The organism is Bordetella muralis, from assembly GCF_054781015.1.
In genome coordinates this window covers 332,142-351,465 of sequence record NZ_BAAGVF010000010.1, presented here as the reverse complement: position 1 = coordinate 351,465, position 19,324 = coordinate 332,142, and the positions used below count along the sequence as shown (strand labels likewise).

The window sequence follows — 19,324 nt, the reverse complement described above, 5'->3', positions numbered from 1 at the left end:
TCTAAACTCGGCAAGTCGTTTGTACAAGCGGGTAACCGATGTGCGTCCTTGATGCCGGGATGCGTAGGAACAATTCTGGCAGGGGCCACCTGACTCCAATCCAACAGCTGTATTACTTTTTCGTTAGCTTTGAAGGGTCTGTATTAAGTCGTTCTGGTAACTGCGTGCGCAAACCCGAATGACGCGACAAGGCGGCATGTAGTCACGTTAATCATGTGGAGCTGTTGCACCCATGACGGCTCCATTATTTTTCTGTAATCCAAGCGAAGGACTCGAACGCTTCGTCGGGCGGCAGCAGCTTCGGGTCAGAACTGCCGCTACCAAACCACTCGCGCAGAGAATCGACTAGCCCTCGGTCCGAAGAAGTAGAAGCTAGCACTGCAGTACCCACAGAACCGGCTGGCATCGCGGAAAGCTGAGCATTACTAACGCTAGGTAGCCATGCCAGCGCCAGCACCAGCAAAAACATGACCATCAAAAACGGATAGATTTCACTTCAACTACTCATCATCCAGAACATCATAATGCTCATAAAAATGAAGCCCAGAACAGCCAGCAGGCCGATTGCGGCCAACGATTGGACGAGTATCCGTGTGAATTTGCTTTCCATGACCTGCTCAAGCATTAAAGTGGTATCTCATCGTTTTCATATCGCACTTCATTTGCTGGCACTCCTTATGCTTGATGTTCGCTAGGACGCCACGCCCCAACCTGGCGACGAGGCTACTGTAGCGATCCGTGGCTGTCAGATAGATTGCGCCGGCATTACATCTCTGTCATCTTTAGGAAAGCCTTCAGAAAACGAGAGATTTGTTGCTACATGTATAAAGTCCTAGGTCGATTTGTTGGAATGTGGCGTACGGTCGGTCAGTCTCTCTACGCCATTCGCCTGCATTCGTCAGCACACTGGCGACAAGCCTGCGCACAGCGCTGGCAGTGGTCCATTTGGTGATTGGCGCATTCATCTGCGCACGATTGGCAAACCTCTGCGCAAAGGCGACAAAGCGCTTGAGCAAATTCACTTCCCCTGGCCATATAACTTGCTGACAATCGGCAAATTTGGGCGCAATCCATATCCAACTTTATGCACCGAGCCATGCTTTTGACGTCTTGTTCCGAGAGGCAGGATACGGCGCAGTGGTCGCACTGCGTAGCGCAGGCAAAACATGCGTCAATGCAAGATTGAAACTTTTCATGGGACATGTCGATCTCCAAGGAGGTTCAAGTTTGGAACTCACGTGGCCCGTCCTACGGTGCCACGCTCTCGATGCCAGCAACTACAATGCCGCAAGGGCACGATCTTGCTTCCAAACGTGGCACTCTTGGTGTGTTCAGTACGCTATCCGCACAAATTCCGCCGCACCTTACAATTTTGTAATCCTGCCGTCATGTTGAGGTCAGCGCCGTCGCACTAAAGTTCAGACGATAGGCGCACCCGTCTCGTTCTATAGCGGGTCCAAGGGACTTACAGGAGTAATCCCCATGAAGTTGCTCGTTGTCGAAGACGAAGCCAAAACCGGTGATTATGTTCGCCAAGGACTCGTGGAGGCCGGCTTTGTCGTGGATCTCGCACGCACCGGTTTGGACGGCCATCACCTTGCGCTGACGGGTTCCTACGATCTAATTGTTCTTGATGTCATGCTGCCGGACGTCGATGGCTGGCGCATCGTGCAGGCATTGCGGGATGCCAAGTCGTCAACGCCAGTGCTTTTTCTCACTGCACGCGATAGCGTGGAGGACAGGGTGAAGGGACTGGAAATGGGTGCAGACGACTACCTCGTTAAACCGTTCGCGTTTTCTGAACTTCTGGCTCGAGTTCGCACTTTGTTGCGACGCGGCGCCGCCCCGGCCTTTCAAGACCAATTACAAGTAGCCGATCTCGTGCTCGATATTCCCCGACGCCGTGCTCAGCGACAAAACATTCGCATTAATCTAACGAACAAAGAATTTGCGTTGCTCGAGCTCTTGGTACGTCGCCAAGGTGAAGTGCTGCCACGTTCATTAATCGCTTCCCAGGTTTGGGATATGAACTTCGACAGCGATACCAATGTGATCGATGTCGCGATTCGGCGCTTACGTGCCAAGATTGACGACGACTATGAACCCAAGCTCATCCACACGGTGCGTGGCATGGGTTATATGCTCGACGTAACTCACGCAGGTTAAAAAATGGAGCGACGTCCGCCGTCACTGGCAGTACGACTTACTGTCTCGATTGGGGCAGTCATCACGGTCGTCCTGCTCACTTTTGGGTGGATCGTTGAGCGATCGATCAACAATCACTTTATCCAGCAGGATGTTGACGAACTCAATGCTGTCGTACAAGCGTTATCGCACACACTGGCGACACGACCAACAAACATTGCTCCCGCAGAACTTAGCGAGCGCTTTGCTAATGCAGCATCCGGCCACCATAACGCTGAATACCGTATTTCTTCTGGCGATGGCGCTGAGATTTATGCCACACCCGGCTCCAATCTGGACCGGTTTGCCAGGATCGCTAAGCCTGTAAAGAAAATTACTATCGACACAGTTGGCATATGGAAAGACCATGGGCAGACGTTTCGAGGTGCTGTCCTAAGGGCCTCCCCAGACGGCTCGCCGGGGGAGGATATGTTGACGATCACAGTCGCGACCGGAATCAATTTCCACCTGCATTATCTGGAAAGCTTTCGCACTTATCTTCGAATCATCACTATTGCTGCGTGCCTTATTGCGATTTTGGCCACATGGCTGGCAGTACATCAAGGCCATGCACCGATACGACGCATTAGTCGCGAAATCAGAAGAATCCGATCCGATCAATTGCATATACGACTTCAACTCAGTGATGTGCCTGCTGAGCTGGCCGAGCTGGCCACGTCCTTTAATGAAATGCTTGATCGGCTTGAGGCAGTCTTTCGTCGTCTATCAGACTTTTCGGGCGATATTGCGCATGAGCTGCGCACCCCCATTACAAACCTGAAAACCCAGACCGAGGTGGCACTGTCCCAGTCCCGCGGCGTTGAGCAGTATCGCGAAATCCTATACTCCAACCTCGAAGAGTATGAGCGCATGGCCAAGATGGTCGGCGATATGTTGTTTCTAGCACAGGCAGACAACGACCTGCTTAAGCCGGAGCTCGTCAAGATCGACCTTGCGACCGAGATACGCAATCTCTTCGATTATTTTGGCGCTTGGGCCGAAGAGCGCGACGTGGCATTAGAACTCATCGGCGAGCACGTGTGCATCCTAGGAGATAGGCTGATGATTCGCCGAGCATTGAGCAACGTGTTGTCCAACGCTATTCGCTATACGCCGACAGGGCAGGCGGTCATCGTTACACTTAAGTTGGCCAAAAAAGCGGCGGTAGTAAGAGTCAAAAATCCGGGGCCGATTATTCGCGCCGAACACCTTAGTCGGATCTTTGAAAGGTTTTACCGGACTGATGCTTCACGCAAGCGCGGCGCAGAGGGGGCAGGTCTTGGATTGGCGATAGCGAAATCTATTGTTGAGGCCCATAGCGGCGAGATCCACGCAAGCTCCACCGTTCAAGCCACTGAATTCGAAATTCGCTTGCCAATAGCTGGCTGTTGAGAATCAGTATCCATCGCCGAAAATTCTAGTCCATAGGTTCTTACCTACTCGCCACATCCTCGCGCTGCGTATAGCCCACGCATGCTTATATCCGAGTTGTCTCGGTTAGAAATTTGCGTCCTTACTATCAAAAAATGATACAACCACTGGCAAGTGAGTAGCCATACGTTTGACAATTCTTGCCTCTCACTCCGTATCATTAAATGCCACAATAGCCTATATCGAGTACTTATCTAATAAGATAGTGATCAATTTTATTAGTTAAGTACTGTTTTTTTATTACATATACATTTACATTTTACTCATAATGAATCCATCAATTGAAGAATCTCATGACGCCGAGTCCTATAAGCAGCATTGGCGAACGCTTACTTGTCGCGCGTAAGAAACGCGAGCTATCTCAAGAAGCATTGGCCAACCTGCTCGATCCCCCGCTAAGCCAAAGCGCCATTGCCCATATTGAAAACGGTCGCAATGAATCGTCGCGTCATATTGTCTGGATTGCTGCAGCCCTTCACGTCCGTGCTGAATGGCTTGTCACCGGTGAGGGAGAGATGTTCGAAATGGAATGGCCATGGCCGGAAACCCCTCGATATACAGTGGTAGAACTGCCTGCTCCTGTTTTGGAAGATATCGGTGACTACATAAAGATGAAGATCGACCAACAAGCCAAACGCACCCAAGGCCACGATTAAGCATCAACTAAGCAGTCTGTTGGGTGAAGCCCTTAGCCATCACTCAGGATACAAAAGAAAACAACAAAAATACCCGAAGCGCCCTGCGTTCCACAGTGAACCGGGGCGTTTCTTTTTGTGCCAATCCAAAGCGTGTTTTTTTGTTTTCTACGTTTTCGGCTCTTCTATATGCCTAATTTTTATTACTTATATATTGACTGGAATTATTAGATACGTAATGATTGCAACAAGCCTGCTCTTTAACAACACAACACCGATAAATACCGCGCCCTGCCAGCAACAGGCGGTGCGAGTGCGCGGCTACCCGTATTGCCAGCATCATGTGGGGCGATAAGCGCCTGGGTAGGAGTAAAGCAGGCGAAAAATCATTTCTCTCTTGGGCCGGTAGCGACTGGCATAAGCCGGGGGGATGTAAATGATGATCCGTGACAACGGACGCCGGTACTGCCAAAGGCAGGCCACATTCGATAGATGGCGCGTAATCCGTCGATGACAGCGGCAAAGACCGCAGCTTTCAGCACCCCGACGAACCACGATAGTGGATCAGCGGCGGGCTCTACTGAAGACGATCCAAGCAACTGTTCCCCATCGCGACATCTTGGCGGATCAGATACCACGGCGCTAGCTGCGCCGGCTTTGGAAAGCCCCTTGGATCCAATTCCCCAGGGTGCTTCCCAAGGTTTAACGGAGGACGAAATGCAGCAACATGCCCAGCAACAGCCTGCCGACGACTCATTAGGCAGAAACGATGCACCACAAGCGTCGGAACAAGCACTTCTTTATCGTATACATACTGCCGAAACAAAACTTGGGGTTTCTAGATCGACGATTTATCGGCTTGTGAACGAAGGCCAGTTGGTGCTAATCAAGATCGGAAAGCGCTCCAGCGGAATCACTGCTGCAAGCGTGCATGCTCTCATCGAACGCAATAAAGCTCTAGCGTATTGACGCGATCCGGCGCACTAGGCACGCTTCATTTGCAGCACAGTGGCTGAGTCAGCTTGTTCGTGTAAAAAGTCTGCCCAAACCTGCATCACAATGCGTCTTTCGTCCTCAAAGCGGGCGCGGTCGTACGCAGCCTGGATTTCGTCGGCTTTAGCATGCGCCAGTTGGGCCTCCAACACGTCGATATCAATTTTTAGGCGCTCCCTTGCCACTGTGCGCAGCATAGCCCTAAAGCCATGTGTCGCATGCTGCCCCTGAAACCCCATATCTCGTAGCGCTTTGCTCAATGCGTCCCGATGCAAGTGCGGATTGCCTCGCTTTCCAACACCGGGGAATACATAGTCGCCGCCGCCATACTGAGACATCTCGGTCAGCATCTCTACAGCCTGCTTCGGCAAGCTGACCACATGCTCTATGCGAGTTTTCATTTTTTCAGCAGGAATACACCATTCAGCACGCTCCAGATCCATTTCAGACCAACGAGCGGAAGCGACGACACCAGGACGGCAGGCAGTGTAAGCAGCGAGCAATAGCCCACCACGGACCACCCTGCCCTCATACCCGAGCACGGTCCGCATAAGCCGCCCAACTCCCTGGATTTTCGTGATAGCGGGGATATGACTACCTCGATGCCGAGGCAAAGCGCGCTGCAGCCTCAAAAGCTGATCGTCACCACGGATACCACGCACAATGCAATAGTCGATAATGCCGTTGAGGCACTGGCGCGCCTTGATGGCAATAGAAGGTGTTTCTGCAGCTAGACTGACGAGAACAGGGACGACATTCTTGGTAGTGAGTGTGCGCATGTCAGATTGCCCTAGTAACGGCTGTAAGCGCTTCTGCACGATGAACGTTGACTTGCGGTAAGTCGCGGGTGCCCAACCTAGTTTCCGATGTTCCAGCCAGGCGTCAGATAACACAGTAAAGGAATGGCTCCGCGCGTCTTCAATGAGTAGCGCCGCTGCAACCTCTTCTTCCGTCTTGGAGAGCCTTTCAGCTCGCCTCCTATCACGCATGCCTTCCGGAGACTCGCCCATACGGACCCGCTGATGAAGCTGGTCCGCTGCAGTACGGGCATCAGCAACACCCATATCCGGATAGACACCCACAATTCGATTGCCGCGCTTGCCCTCGAGCGTTTGAAACCTGACCATCCATTGTTTGATACCAGTCGGCTGGACGAGCAAAAACAACCCTCGCCCTGAGGGCAGCGTATAGACAGTGTCTTTTAGTTTGGCCTTGCGCGCAGCCAGATCAGTCAATTGCGCAGGCATTTTTGGCATGTAGGGTCTCTAAATGGGCAATCCTATGGTATGTAAGTTTTAACATACCAAAACGCATACCAAAAAGCGCGGGATTTAGCGAAACCCAGCGAGACGTCCTGAACGCAAAAAACCCGCAGAACACTAATGTTCATGCGGGTTTCCGGTACTTTATCAGTCGTTGTGAAACGGCCTGATTTTATGTCTTGGTGCCGACGGCGAGACTCGAACTCGCACAGCTTTCGCCACTACCCCCTCAAGATAGCGTGTCTACCAATTCCACCACGTCGGCTTACCTAATCCCGGAAAGGTATGTAACCATCCCAGAAAAGTCCGGCATTCTAGCATGAATTCGATGCCTCAGCCAATGGGTTGAGGCATCGATGGTCGCGCATTATTGAGCGGGCTTTTGCTCTGCGGGTTGTGCAGGCTTGGCAGGCTCTTCAGCAGGCGCCGGTGCAGCAGGCTTTTCAGCCTCGGGCTTGTTTTCAGCGGGCGTTTGCGCTGCAGGAGCCGGCGTCTCGGCCGCGGGCTTGTCGGCAGGCGCAGCAGGCACGTCAGCAGCCGGTGCAGACTGAGGCTGCGCAGTACCCGGGGTGGCCGGGACGGACGGCACGGACGCGTCCGGTTGTGCCGGCGCAGACGACTGCGGTACGGACGAGCCGTTGTTCGAGCCCGGAACTTGCGGGACGGAACGATCAGCCGGGAAGTTCTGCATCACGCCGGAGTCGACAGCACTCGGCGACGATGAGCCCTTGTGGCTCACATAGGCCAGGCCCAAGGTCGTGGCAAAGAACACCACGGCCGCCCACTTGGTCGTGCGCGATAGAAAGTTGGCCGCCCCGGTGGCGCCGAACAGGCTGCCGGCAGATCCGCTGCCGAAAGCCGAACCCATGTCGGCGCCCTTGCCCTGCTGCAGCAGGACCAGGACAATGATCGCCAGGGCGGACAGCACCTGCACGACCAGCAAGATGGTGAGTGTCAAAGACATTAAAGAGACTCCGGAAACTTAGGCTGCGGCAATGCGCAGGAATTCTTCGGCCACCAACGAAGCGCCACCAACCAGCGCGCCATCGATGTCCGGCATAGCAAACAAGGTGGCTGCATTGGCGGCCTTGACGCTGCCGCCGTACAGCACACGGACCTGCCCAGCCCCCAGACCACGCAGGGCGATGCGAATCGCGCCGTGGACTTCCTGGGCCTGTTCGGGAGTAGCGCTCAGGCCCGTGCCGATGGCCCATACGGGCTCATAGGCCAGCACCATACGCGACAAGGCATCGACGCCCAGCGCCAGGATCGGCTCGAGCTGACGCTCGATCACACCCAGCGTATTGCCGCCCTCGCGGTCGGCCAGCGACTCGCCGACGCACACCACCGGCGTCAGGCCGGCGTCCAAGGCGGCGCGCGCCTTGTCGGCAACGACTTGGTCGGTTTCACCGTGCAAAGTGCGGCGCTCGGAATGGCCCGCCAGCGCCAGACGGCAACCGAAGTCTTTCAGCATGGGGCCGGAGACTTCGCCCGTGTAGGCGCCCTTGGCGTGCGCGCTGATGTCTTGCGCACCCCAGGATACTGCGCTGCCGGTCAGGACGGAAGCCGCCTGAGCCAAGTACGGGAACGGCACGCACACGCCAATTTCGCAGTGCGAAGCCGGGTCGGCTGCACGCAGGGCCTCGAGCAGTGCGGCGTTCTCGGCCAGGTTGCCGTGCATCTTCCAGTTGCCCAGCACGAGACGGGCGCGGTTCTCAACAGTGGTCATGGCGCAAAATCGGGATAAGGGCAACCCGGACAAAATCCGGGTCAAACCCAAGATTGTATCCTGTTTACCGGAAATTACGCTGCCCTGTGAAAGCGAACGTTACACCGTCAGGATAATTTTGCCGATGTTCTCTCCGGCTTCCATCATGGCATGGGCGGCAGAGGCCTGCTCCAGGGGGAAGGTGGCGTGCACGATGGGCTTGATACTGCCCTGCTCCAGCAGAGGCCAGGCGCGCTCGCGCAGGGATTTGGCAATAGCACCCTTGAATGCCACGGGGCGCGGACGCAGCGTGGAACCGGTCAAGGTCAGTCGGCGACGCAGGATCTGGTTGCCGTCGACTTCGCTACGTGCCCCGCCCAGCAAGGCAATCACCACGATGCGGCCATCATCGGCCAGACACTTCATGTCGCGATTGATGTAATCACCTGCCACCATATCGAGGATCACGTTGACGCCTGCGCCATTCGTCGCATTACGAACGACTTCTACGAAGTCCTCTGTTTTGTAGTTGATACCGCGCGCAGCCCCCAGCGCCTCGACCGCACGGGCACGATCGTCGCTGCCTACCGTGGCGTAGACAGGATTGCCCATCGCGCGCGCCAGCTGGATCGCCGTAGTGCCGATGCCGCTCGCACCGCCATGCACCAGCAGCGACTCGCCCTCCTGCAGCGCGCCGCGGTCAAACACGTTGCTCCACACGGTGAAATAGGTCTCAGGCAGGCCGGCGGCCTCGATCTCGGACAGCCCCTTGGGGATAGGCAGGCACTGCACCGCCGGAGCCACGCAATATTCGGCATAGCCGCCGCCTGCGACCAGCGCGCAGACTTTGTCGCCGATCGCAAATCCGCCAGCAGCCGCGTCGCCACCCACGATTTCACCTGCAACCTCCAGGCCCGGCAGGTCCGACGCCCCCGGTGGCGGCGCGTAGTTGCCTTTGCGTTGGAACACGTCGGGGCGATTGACGCCAGCCGCAGCAACCTTGATCAATACCTCGCCCGCGCCGGGCTCCGGCACCGGGCGATCAACCGGGACTAGCACCTCTGGGCCACCGGGTTGAGATATTTCTATGGCTCGCATCACACGCCTCCTCGATTAAATAGATTATTATTGCGCCCTTTACGGAAGTTCCAAACTGCTTGCGCGGCATTAATGTCCGCAGCTTGGACTTTCAAGCTGCGGTATCATCCGCAGCTGCAAAGCAGGAAGCGTGGCAGAGTGGTCGATTGCACCGGTCTTGAAAACCGGCAACGGGCAACCGTTCGTGAGTTCGAATCTCACCGCTTCCGCCAAAATGCGTGCACCCATGGCGAAATTGGTAGACGCAAGGGACTTAAAATCCCTCGCCGCAAGGCGTGCCGGTTCGATTCCGGCTGGGTGCACCAATAATAAAATCAAGCACTTGGACAAATCTGCCTGGTGTAGGACTTGAAGGCGTTCCGCACTCGTTGCGCGCGGGATAGACAGCGCGTTAGGGCCATGCCTGCCCTGCCCTCCGAGCCGTCTATCGGTTCACATCCTCGGGTATCCGACTACGTACTTTTTATCGCATCGCGCCATTAGCCCGCCGGCGCTTGCTTTGCATGAGCACTGCCCGCCTCCACCATATCGACGAGAAAATCGGGGTCCGGGTCGCACGGTAGCGTTGCAGCATCGGACCGTACGAAGCAAAGGTCAGGCAGCTTAAAACGAATGGACTCACCTTCGGCGATTTCACCGGCGAGTTCGCACATTTGCGTGAAACGTGGGCACTGGGTTGCGACATCGAAATACGCAGCGTGGCGCGCTTTGTCTTGCCTTTCATGAGAGCCTCTTACTAGGAAAAACAACACGGGTGATTAACACGAGGCAACCGCCGCAATCGGCGCTGCCTGCCCTAAATGCCGCTAAGGCATACACGGCGCGCTATGGTTATGCCAGCCTCCGCGGGCGTCTATCGGTTTCACGCCATTTACTATCGGAAAAACGCGCTTTTTTATCCCGTCGCGAGCGTTGTCCATTAGTATGTAACCCCCCAATACACGTGAGCTCAGATGATCGCGTCTCTATTTTCCCAGGTGCCATTCGATCAGTATCGGATCGTCGATACCGCAGACCCCGATGAGGCGCGACAACAGATAGGTCAGGTACTCAATTCCTATCGACTGAAAGTCAACAGCGGGCGGATTCTCCACAGCCGGCTGGACCTGGTTCCTTGCGGACGTCTGTCGTTGCTCAAGAGCAGGCATGGGTACGGGGCGGACATCAGCATTGATCCCGATTGTCACGGCCTGGACGGCTATTACCTGCTCGTGCTACCCACGCAGGGGCACGCGGAGTTTCATTTCGATGGACGCCGCATAGAGGTTTCGGCCAATAAAGCTTTCCTGATCAGCCCCGACAGGCGCTTTTACTTCAGAGTCAGCCACGACTACGAACAAGTCCTGCTGCGTCTGGACCGCTCGGCCATCGCCGACGCCTGGCAACGTCTGACGGGACAAGAACAAGCGCCCGACATCTGCTTCGATGCGATCATGCCCTTGCATACGGCTGGGTGGCAGGCGCTGAAGCCTATGCTGCAATGGGTGGTGCGATGCTCGGGCCTGGGCCCGGATCAGAACACCACCCAGGCGGCCTTGCTGGCCCAAACCGAGATGCTGGTGGCCACCACCTTGCTACTGCACCAACCACACAGCATGGCAGAGCACCTCTGGCCGGCACCTCCGCCCTCCGTGCCCCAGACCATCCGACGCGCGCAAGCCTACATGCTTGAACATCAGGGCGAACGCCTGCCGGTGGCCATGGTCGCCAGTCATTGCGGCCTGTCAGCCAGGCGCTTGCAAGCCTTGTTCCAGAGTGAATGCGGACAATCGCCATTGCAATGGCTGCGTATGCAGCGCCTGCAATCGATCCGACAGACCTTGTTGCACGCCGATGATGCGAGCAACATCAGTGAAATCGCAACACGCTTCGGCTTTACCCACCTGGGCGAGTTTTCGCAGGCGTACCGTCGCGCTTTCGGCGAAACACCCCAGCAAACACGCGGCCGATAACCAGACCTGCCAAGACGTGGAGGTGCGAAATCGGGGACTTGGCATAGGCCTCTCGGCCCTGGCAAGTGCCCGCCGCACTGGTACGTTACCAGTGCACTGATGCCAATATTTACATTATTGACCACCCCTGGCGTCGTTTCCCCCACACGGCAGGGCACCATTGGGATGCCTACATAGGTTTTGTAACACTCGCAGTTTTCTTTCGGGAAAACCCGGTGCTTTGTCTCAAACCATGCGGTAACATGCCTCGCGTCTACCGTTAATTTTCTCCGCATGGACGCTTATATCGACAAAATCGGGCAGTTCATCCAAGCCAACCAGGAGTGGGCTGGGCCGATCACTTTCTTGCTGACGCTCGGCGAATCGTTGATTCTCGTGGGCCTGGTCATCCCCGCCACGGCACTGATGCTGCTGACAGGTGGGCTGATCGGGGCGGGTACGCTCTCGCCGTGGAATGTATTGGCCTGGGGAATTGCAGGGGCGATCGTGGGCGACGCCCTATCGTATGGTTTGGGCCGCTGGTTGGGCCCGAGCATGTTGCGTCGCTGGCCGTTCAATACGCAGCGCACGGCCGTGGCACGCGCGCGTCTGTTTTTCTCGCGCTACGGTTTTGCCTCGGTGCTGATCGGCCGTTTCCTGGGGCCGATACGTTCGACCATTCCGACTGTCGCGGGCATCATGGGCATGAAACACGCCCGTTTTCAGCTGGCAAATGTCTTGTCCGCAGTGGTCTGGCTGCCTTTGATGCTGGCCCCCGGGTTCATTACGGCGCGTAGCGTCGGCGCGATGCAGGACTCCCAAATGGGGCTGATCATCGGTACTGCAGCGTCCGTCCTGCTGGGTGTCGGACTGCTGATTGGATTTATGCGCAAACGCCAACAACCGGAACGCACTCGCACCCGCCGCAGTTGAACAGTGCACGCCACGGCTGAACGAATCGAGAGCCGGGGTTGCCAAATCGACGGCTCTGCAGAACCCCAGATCAAATTTCGCCGCCCGCTACAGCGCATCCTGTTGTATCGCCTGAAACGTTTTAGGAATCCCCGCAGCGGCGACTCCGCTGCGTAACGACTCCTGCGGCAGTGACTGCGCCAGGATGGCTCTGGCCTCCAGCAAGCGAGGTAAATCCACTCCCGTGTGATACCCCATGCTCTCCAGCATGAACACCAGGTCCTCGGTCACGATATTGCCTGATGCCCCGGGCGCAAATGGGCATCCCCCCAATCCGCCCAGGCAGGAATCAAAACCACGGATGCCTTCGTTCAGACCGGCCAATACATTCGCGAGGCCTAGCCCCATCGTGTCGTGCAGATGTAATTTGCTCAGCTTCGTGCCTATCGCATCCTGCGTGGCACGCACGGCATCGCGCACCAGAGCAGGATGCGCATAGCCCACGGTATCTGCCAACGCAATTTCGTCTACACCGGTACGCGCGACAGCCTCGGCCACTGCTGCGACGCGCGCTACAGGCACTACGCCCTCCAACGAACAGCCAAAGGCCGTTGCGACCGCCGCATCGATACGCATGGGCCGCGCTTGTTTCCGTACCCACTCGACAATGGAAGCCATCACGTCTACCTGCGCGTCAGTGCCCTTGCCCACATTGGCATGACTGTGGGTATCGCTCACAGAGATAGGAAACGCCAGCACATGCGCCCCCGCCTCGTAAGCCGCCATGGCTCCTCGCATATTGCACGCCAAGGCACAAACCATCAGTCCCTGAATAGCCAGCGCCTCTGGCAACACGACACCGGTATCGGCCATCTGCGGCACGAGTTTGGGCGACACAAAACTGCCCACCTCGATCTCGCGCAGTCCGGCATCGGCTAATTGCCTGATCCAGCGCAATTTATCGTCTGCAGACATCATGCCGTTGGCCATCTGCAAGCCATCGCGCGGTCCGACCTCACAGAGTCTGACTTCTTGGTTCATGTATTGTCTCCTATTGCACCGAGATCGCGGCATCCTCGATGGTCTTGCGCGCTTTGCTGATGTCCGCCTGAATCAACTCGGCAAACGCGGCGCTGGACATGGGATTCGTTTCCAGGCCTTGCGACGCGAGTGCATCCTTCACATCTTTGCGCGCCAGGAGCTTGTTGAAATCTTCGTTCAATCGCGACACCACGGAAGTTGGCGTTTTCGCAGGAGCCAGCACGCCATAGAACGTTACCACGCTGAAATTCGGATACCCCAACTCGGCCACTGTCGGCACATCGGGCAAGGCCGGATTGCGCTTTAGCGACGTCACCGCCAACGCCCGTATTTTTCCCGATTGAATCAAGGTCGCAGCCGATGAAATCGACGACCCGGCAAACTGCAAATGCCCGCCCATCAAATCCGCCAACGCCGGCGCCGAACCCTTGTACGGCACATGTTGCATCTTGAAGCCAGCCTCATGCTGCAACATCTCCATGGCGATATGCACGCCACCACCGGTGCCCGACGTGCCGTACGCAATCGAACCAGGATTCTTCTTGGCCGCAGCAATCACTTCCGGCAAGGTCTTGTACTGAGACTTATCCGACACCAACAAAACCATCGGCGTCGTGGCCACCAACGCAACCGGCGCCAGATCTTTGACCGGGTCATAAGCGACTTTCATCAACAAGGGGATCAATGTCACGTTGTCCGACTGACCAATGACGAGGTCGTAACCCTCTGCCGGCGCGCGTGCGGCCTCGGCCAACCCCAACGCCGTCCCTGCACCGGGTTTGTTTTCCGGCACCACATCCCAACCATTCAGCTCGTGTAGTTTGTTCCCCATCAAACGGCCGATATAGTCAGTGCCTCCGCCTGGCGTGGACGGGATGATGATGCGTATCGGCTTGGTGGGATAGTCTTGTGCATGCGCCATACAAGCAGCCGCCATCGCTACCGCAGCGAACAGTTTGCGTATCATTTTCTATGTCTCCTTGTTGTGGATTTTCTTGATGCCGAGCCACCCAAAGGAAAAAAGCCCCAGGGATGGCACAACTCAGGTTGCCCGGCGGTATATATCCGCCTCTATCACCCGCGAACCCTAGAACACGCTCAAGTAATCACGCCCTCCGCGCGCAGTGCCTCGATACGCGTGGCGTCCAGCCCCAGCCCTTGCAGAATCGATTGTGTATCCCCACCTTGCGCTGGCGGGTCGGAACGTTTACCTACCTTCAGTCCATCGAACTCAATAGGCAACGCGGCCGTCGACACCTCTGCCCCATTTGGCAATTGCGTTTTGAGCAGCGCCCCCCCGGCCTTCAAGTGTGCATCGTCCAACAGATCGTGCGGTTGCCGTATAGGTCCGTAAGACAAATGAGCGGCCTCCAATGCTTCGCACAGCTCGTCGGTCTTCCATTTTTTCAGGACCTCGGCAACACCTGGCACCAACCAGGAACGCGCAGCCTCGCGATCCACTGCAGTGGCCAACCGCGGATCGGCCGCCCATTCGGGAGGCAGGAAGTTCTGCGAAAAACTGCGCCATTGCGCATCGCTGACGACGGCTACAAACACGCGGCCATCTGCCGTGTCAAAGATGTCGTACACCCCCCATGGCGGCTTGCGCTCCGACCCGAAAGGTTTCGGCGCCTGACCTGTCAGTTGATACTGCGCGATGAACTGCGCAACCAACAGCAAATTGTTCTCAAACAGGCCCGAGCGCACATGTCTGCCACGTCCCGTGCGATGGCGATCGTGCAGCGCTGCCAGCGCGCCGACGACGCCAAAGGTCCCGCCCAAAATGTCATTGGCCGAGGGCGCCACACGCTGAGGCGAGTCTGTGCTGCCATTGATATACGCCAGACCGCCCATCATCTGCACCACCTCGTCCAGCGCGGTACGATGCTTGTAGGGGCCCGATAAAAACCCCTTTAGCGACACGTAAATCAGCCCCGGATTCTCGGCAGACAGCGACTCGTAGTCCAGCCCATATTGCGCCAGGCTGCCATCACGAAAATTTTCCACCAGCATGTCGGTCTGTAGCGCCAGTTGGCGAACGACGGCTTGACCCTCGGGATGTTTCAGGTCGATCGAAAGGCTCTTCTTATTGCGATTGAAAACCGGAAAATACCCGATGCCGGATCCTTTCAAGCGGCGCGTACGATCGCCATCAATCGGCTCCACCTTGATGACCTCGGCGCCCAGATCAGCCAATGACAAGCCCGTGGCCGGTCCCATGATCATGTGAGAAAGTTCCAATACCTTAATGCCACGTAGCGGCAGTTCGGCGTGATCCATAAAAGCGGACCCCGGTGCTGCGGTCATCGATGTCTCCTGCTTGCCTGCTGAACAACCACAAGGCGGCAAACTGAAACCATCAACATGCCGCCGCCAACGAATCATTTTTTTAATGATCATGGCGACAGGCGCATCGTGGGTAGCAATCTTTCAGCACGGGGGCATTCTCGTTTCGGAACATCCGGGATAGCCCTGAATGGCACCCATGCTACGAGTCCGGGTGAGGAACGCCTAAATGGTTCAACAGCACCCAGGCGGCGGGCGACAAGGCGCTCGCGTCCTTGACGGCGATACAGACCGGCGTGCTCGCCCAAGGGCCTGACAGGGGAATAAATCGAATATCCAGGTGGGTATGCCGGGCCTGCAGATAGAGTGGCACCACAGCCACGCCCAGGCCTCGCGCCACCAGCATGCAAATCGTCTCATGCGCGCTGACCCGGGCACTGATCCGGCGAGTGACGCCAGCCTCGCGAGCCGTTTGTTCCAGTACACCGCTGATGCCGTTTTCGCGATTCAACTCGATCTGTTCGAAGGGCAACAGTTGCGCATAGTCCAGAATGTCATAGTCAGCCAGCAGATGCTGGCCGGGTACGACGGCGGCCAGTACGCAATGCTCCCAGGGAAAAACCTGCAAGCCTTCGTGCCCGAAATCCGAACCAACGGCGATGTCGGCGGCACCCTCCAGCACGGCACGAAAGGCTTCCTGTGTCGTGTCTTCCAATAAGGAGAGATCAATCTGCGGATGCGTGCGGCGAAAGGACTGAATATACGCAGGCAGTTCACCGGATAACGCAGCAACGCTGACAGCAAGGCGGATCTGGCCGCGCACACCTGTGGCAAAACCGGCCATCTCTGCTCGCATCCGGCCCATACCCTGCAAAAGCAGCCTGGCCTGCACCGCCAATGCCGCGCCAGCGACGGTGGCCTGGACACCTTTGACACCGCGTTCGAGCAAAGGCACACCGAGGATTTCCTCCAACTCGGACATGCGTTTGCTGACGGCGGACGGGACAATGTTCTCCCGCGCAGCGGCTCGCGCCAGACTGCCCTCTTCCAGAGCGGCAACGAAGAGACGCAGCGTAACGAGATCGATATCGCGCGAGGGCGATGGGGCAACAGGGACGGATTTCATGGCCGGCGCGATAGTCTTACGTTCGTAGGAAAGAAGGTAATAATAGGCGCCAAACTACCCGCCGGGCCCGCCCCTGAAACGCGCCCGGCAGTTCGTACGTTCAACGATCAGAGATGCAGCGCCATGGCGGGATCGCTCACGCCATGGCTGCCGGTCTCCATGCGGCCAGCGAAGCGCCGCTCAAAGCCCTCAGCGGCCACGCTGAAGTCATACCAATTACCACTGTCTGCGATGGACCAGTGATGTTCGGCTACCGCACCTGGCTCAATGGACAAGCTCCACGGGCCGTCCGTGCGATACGCATTGGCCCGCAGCGAGGCCTGCATCGCGGCCGTACCATGGTTGCTCACCTTCACGTACAGCGCGCTGCCGGCGGGCTCATAGCAAACTTGTACTTCCAGGGCAGCACCTTGCCGCGTATTGCCGGAGAACGTCCGCACGAAACCGTTGGTGCTATAGACCCATAGATCGTAATCGCCGCCGTTCCACGTGTCCGACAGCGACTTGCCTGCTTCGACGGTGTAGCGTCGGGGAATCAGGTCCAGGTTGCGTTTGTCATAGACGTGGAACACCGCCCCGACCTTGCCGGTATTGCTGAACAGCAGCTCGACGGCGCCATCCTGCCCGACCCTCGCGCTGGTGTGCAGTTCATAAGGCAGCGCTCGTGACAGTCGAGTGCCGGTCTCCTGATACAGCGGCTGCGGCACAGCGGGGGCTTGCGTCACCGTAGTCGTAGGCAGCAGCCGCTGTGCTGCATTGATCGCAGGATAGTTGCTCGTGTCGGGCAACTTGGGCATAACGGGGTCGTTCGGGCTGACAAAATCAAAGCACGTAGTCAGGTCGCCGCAGACCGCACGGTGCCAAGGACTGATAGCGTCTACCGTTATGTCGAAACGCTGTTCCAGAAACCGGCCCACAGAGGTATGGTCGAACACTTCCGAGTTGACCCACCCGCCTTTGCTCCATGGCGACAGCACATACATCGGTACGCGCGAGCTCAGGCCCCATGGGCGAATCTTTCCACTGGTCGTGTCGTCGGCCAACAGATAATTGCCCACAGACGCGTCGAAATACTCCCCCTCCAGCGGCACCGTGGATTTGCCCATCAAGCTGCCGTTAGCGTCATAGGATGGCACCGCGGGCATCGGCAGGTGGTCAAAGAAACCGTCATTCTCGTCAAAGGTGACGAAGACAGCGGTCTTGCTCCACACATCGGGATTGGACGTCAGCGCGTCCAGCACTTCTGCGACGAAATCGGCCGCACCGGCAACGCCTTCCTTGCTGCCGGGATGCTCGGCCAGATCTTGTGTAGGCAGCACCCAGGACACCTCAGGCAGCGTGCCATTCAATACGTCTTGCTTGAGTTGGGCGAGGAAGTTGACCGCGCCGTCCTCCTTGTCGGGACCTCCCGTCAGACCATGCTCATAGATTGGCGAGCCGGGCTGTGCACTGCGGAAACTTTGGAATGCCAGGCAGCCATGCATCGCTCCGGTCCAGTTGTTGTTCATGTTCTGATAGATGTGCCAGCTCACACCGGCGCGCTCCAACAGATCTGGCAACGTGTCCCACTTGAAAGCACTGTTCGTGTATTTGTAGTTGTAGGCCCCCGTCTCAGGGTCGATCTGGCCAGAGCCGTCCGCCTGCTGCGCCCGGCCTGCTACCCAGTTGGACGGATTCGGCCAGCAGCGTGAATTGACGGGTTCGGAGTCCGTGTCCGTACTGTTGATCCCCTGCTTCAGCAATGCGGGATTTGCATTGGCGCCCGACCAGAAGACAATCCGATTCGGATCCGTGCCGGTGAGGATGGAACAGTGATAGCCATCGCAAATCGTAAAGGCGTCGGCCAGCGCGAACTGGAACGGAATGTCCTCGCGCATGAAAAAGCCCATCGTCGCCTGATTCTTGAATTGAATCCAACGATCCATCTTTCCTTGATTCCACGCGGCTTGCTGGTCAGGGAAGTTGTGCGGTGTACCCGATCCGATCAGCGCATTGCCGGTCCTGGAGTCCCGATGAAACGGCTGGATCTCCTGGCCACCGCTGGGATTGGGCTGGAAAAATACCGACTTGCCGTTGGTCAACGGAATCGGAAAGCGATCACCAAAGCCCCGCACACCACGCATCGTGCCGAAGTAGTGGTCGAATGAGCGGTTCTCCTGCATCAGGATCACAACGTGCTTGATGTCTTTGATGGTACCTGTGTCGACCGCAGCAGGTATCGCGAGCGCGCGCTGGATCGAGGCCGGCAGCAATGCCATGGCGGACAGCGCACCGGCAGCCTTGGCCGACGTGCGAAAGAACTGCCTGCGTCCCGGCTGATCAGGGGAAACGCCGGCGGAATGCGGGTTGGAGATCTTGGTCATGGGGTGCTCTTGCGTGGAGTTGGTCGGGACGTCAGGTCAAGGTGCGCAGCGCAGCTTCGGTGCGGGCTGCTGGGGCTGCTCAACATCAGGCGGCGATGCCGTGTCATCGTCCGAATCGTCATTGCCGCTGCCGCAGGCGGCCAGAGTCAGGCTCAGAGCGATGGCCGCAACAAGGGCGCGGCCCGGTGCAAAGTACGGGGTCATGAATACTCCTGGTTATGGAACGTTGCGGACCTGGATAGCCGCAACGCAATGGGGTGCCGTGAGAGCTGTCCTGATTCCGAAACGCAGATTAGGCGCATCACATGACAGACAAATGAAAAATACTCAATTTAAAAAATTTAAATTTTGAGT

Annotated in this window: 17 protein-coding genes and 3 tRNA genes; 8 read left to right on the top strand and 12 right to left on the bottom strand. The window is 57.1% G+C overall.

Going from position 1 to position 19,324, the window contains the following annotated elements:
* Positions 1–876 precede the first annotated feature (876 nt).
* Complete coding sequence (locus tag ACYVIT_RS26340; RefSeq protein ID WP_415807187.1) at positions 877–1,098, bottom strand: four-helix bundle copper-binding protein; 222 nt, start codon at positions 1,096–1,098, stop codon at positions 877–879.
* Between the two features lie 384 nt (positions 1,099–1,482).
* Between ACYVIT_RS26340 and ACYVIT_RS26335 the strand changes: the two genes are divergently transcribed.
* The 4 genes from ACYVIT_RS26335 (at position 1,483) to ACYVIT_RS26320 (ending at position 5,219) form a co-directional block, all read left to right on the top strand.
* Positions 1,483–2,166, top strand: a complete 684-nt coding sequence (locus ACYVIT_RS26335) for a heavy metal response regulator transcription factor (protein ID WP_415807115.1) — start codon at positions 1,483–1,485, stop codon at positions 2,164–2,166.
* 3 nt (positions 2,167–2,169) lie between these two features.
* Positions 2,170–3,576, top strand: coding sequence for a Cu(+)/Ag(+) sensor histidine kinase (locus tag ACYVIT_RS26330; protein WP_415807114.1), 1,407 nt, complete (start codon positions 2,170–2,172; stop codon positions 3,574–3,576).
* Positions 3,577–3,908: 332 nt separating this feature from the next.
* Positions 3,909–4,271, top strand: coding sequence for a helix-turn-helix domain-containing protein (locus ACYVIT_RS26325; RefSeq protein ID WP_415807113.1), 363 nt, complete (start codon positions 3,909–3,911; stop codon positions 4,269–4,271).
* A gap of 648 nt (positions 4,272–4,919) precedes the next feature.
* Positions 4,920–5,219, top strand: a complete 300-nt coding sequence (locus ACYVIT_RS26320; RefSeq protein WP_415807112.1) for a helix-turn-helix transcriptional regulator — start codon at positions 4,920–4,922, stop codon at positions 5,217–5,219.
* Positions 5,220–5,233: 14 nt separating this feature from the next.
* Here the strand turns inward: ACYVIT_RS26320 and ACYVIT_RS26315 are convergent, their stop codons facing one another.
* From ACYVIT_RS26315 to ACYVIT_RS26295, 5 genes are all read right to left on the bottom strand, one after another.
* Entirely contained in the window at positions 5,234–6,499 is a 1,266-nt protein-coding gene (locus tag ACYVIT_RS26315) for a tyrosine-type recombinase/integrase (RefSeq protein WP_415807111.1), read from the bottom strand.
* A gap of 186 nt (positions 6,500–6,685) precedes the next feature.
* Positions 6,686–6,770, bottom strand: a tRNA-Leu gene (locus ACYVIT_RS26310).
* 102 nt (positions 6,771–6,872) lie between these two features.
* Positions 6,873–7,469, bottom strand: a complete 597-nt coding sequence (secG, locus tag ACYVIT_RS26305; protein WP_415807110.1) for a preprotein translocase subunit SecG — start codon at positions 7,467–7,469, stop codon at positions 6,873–6,875.
* Positions 7,470–7,487: 18 nt separating this feature from the next.
* A complete protein-coding gene (tpiA, locus tag ACYVIT_RS26300; RefSeq protein ID WP_415807109.1) occupies positions 7,488–8,234 on the bottom strand; it encodes a triose-phosphate isomerase in 747 nt (248 codons plus the stop codon).
* 99 nt (positions 8,235–8,333) lie between these two features.
* Positions 8,334–9,311, bottom strand: coding sequence for an NAD(P)H-quinone oxidoreductase (locus ACYVIT_RS26295; protein WP_415807108.1), 978 nt, complete (start codon positions 9,309–9,311; stop codon positions 8,334–8,336).
* A gap of 124 nt (positions 9,312–9,435) precedes the next feature.
* Here ACYVIT_RS26295 and ACYVIT_RS26290 point away from each other — a divergent pair.
* The 4 genes from ACYVIT_RS26290 (at position 9,436) to ACYVIT_RS26275 (ending at position 12,175) form a co-directional block, all read left to right on the top strand.
* A tRNA-Ser gene (locus ACYVIT_RS26290) sits at positions 9,436–9,523 on the top strand.
* 8 nt (positions 9,524–9,531) lie between these two features.
* A tRNA-Leu gene (locus ACYVIT_RS26285) sits at positions 9,532–9,616 on the top strand.
* Positions 9,617–10,264: 648 nt separating this feature from the next.
* Positions 10,265–11,263, top strand: coding sequence for an AraC-like ligand-binding domain-containing protein (locus tag ACYVIT_RS26280; protein WP_415807107.1), 999 nt, complete (start codon positions 10,265–10,267; stop codon positions 11,261–11,263).
* 273 nt (positions 11,264–11,536) lie between these two features.
* Entirely contained in the window at positions 11,537–12,175 is a 639-nt protein-coding gene (locus ACYVIT_RS26275; RefSeq protein WP_415807106.1) for a DedA family protein, read from the top strand.
* An 87-nt stretch (positions 12,176–12,262) separates the two neighbouring features.
* Here ACYVIT_RS26275 and ACYVIT_RS26270 read toward each other — a convergent pair whose 3' ends face one another.
* The 6 genes from ACYVIT_RS26270 to ACYVIT_RS26245 form a co-directional block, all read right to left on the bottom strand.
* Positions 12,263–13,195 carry a hydroxymethylglutaryl-CoA lyase gene (locus ACYVIT_RS26270; protein ID WP_415807105.1) on the bottom strand — a complete coding sequence of 311 codons (933 nt, stop codon included), beginning with the start codon at positions 13,193–13,195 and terminating at the stop codon, positions 12,263–12,265.
* A 10-nt stretch (positions 13,196–13,205) separates the two neighbouring features.
* Positions 13,206–14,162, bottom strand: a complete 957-nt coding sequence (locus tag ACYVIT_RS26265; protein ID WP_415807104.1) for a Bug family tripartite tricarboxylate transporter substrate binding protein — start codon at positions 14,160–14,162, stop codon at positions 13,206–13,208.
* A gap of 131 nt (positions 14,163–14,293) precedes the next feature.
* Entirely contained in the window at positions 14,294–15,502 is a 1,209-nt protein-coding gene (locus ACYVIT_RS26260; protein WP_415807103.1) for a CaiB/BaiF CoA transferase family protein, read from the bottom strand.
* Positions 15,503–15,683: 181 nt separating this feature from the next.
* Complete coding sequence (locus tag ACYVIT_RS26255) at positions 15,684–16,607, bottom strand: LysR family transcriptional regulator (RefSeq protein WP_415807102.1); 924 nt, start codon at positions 16,605–16,607, stop codon at positions 15,684–15,686.
* 107 nt (positions 16,608–16,714) lie between these two features.
* Positions 16,715–18,970, bottom strand: coding sequence for a phosphocholine-specific phospholipase C (locus ACYVIT_RS26250; protein WP_415807101.1), 2,256 nt, complete (start codon positions 18,968–18,970; stop codon positions 16,715–16,717).
* Positions 18,971–19,006: 36 nt separating this feature from the next.
* Complete coding sequence (locus ACYVIT_RS26245) at positions 19,007–19,174, bottom strand: hypothetical protein (RefSeq protein WP_415807100.1); 168 nt, start codon at positions 19,172–19,174, stop codon at positions 19,007–19,009.
* Positions 19,175–19,324: the final 150 nt, after the last annotated feature.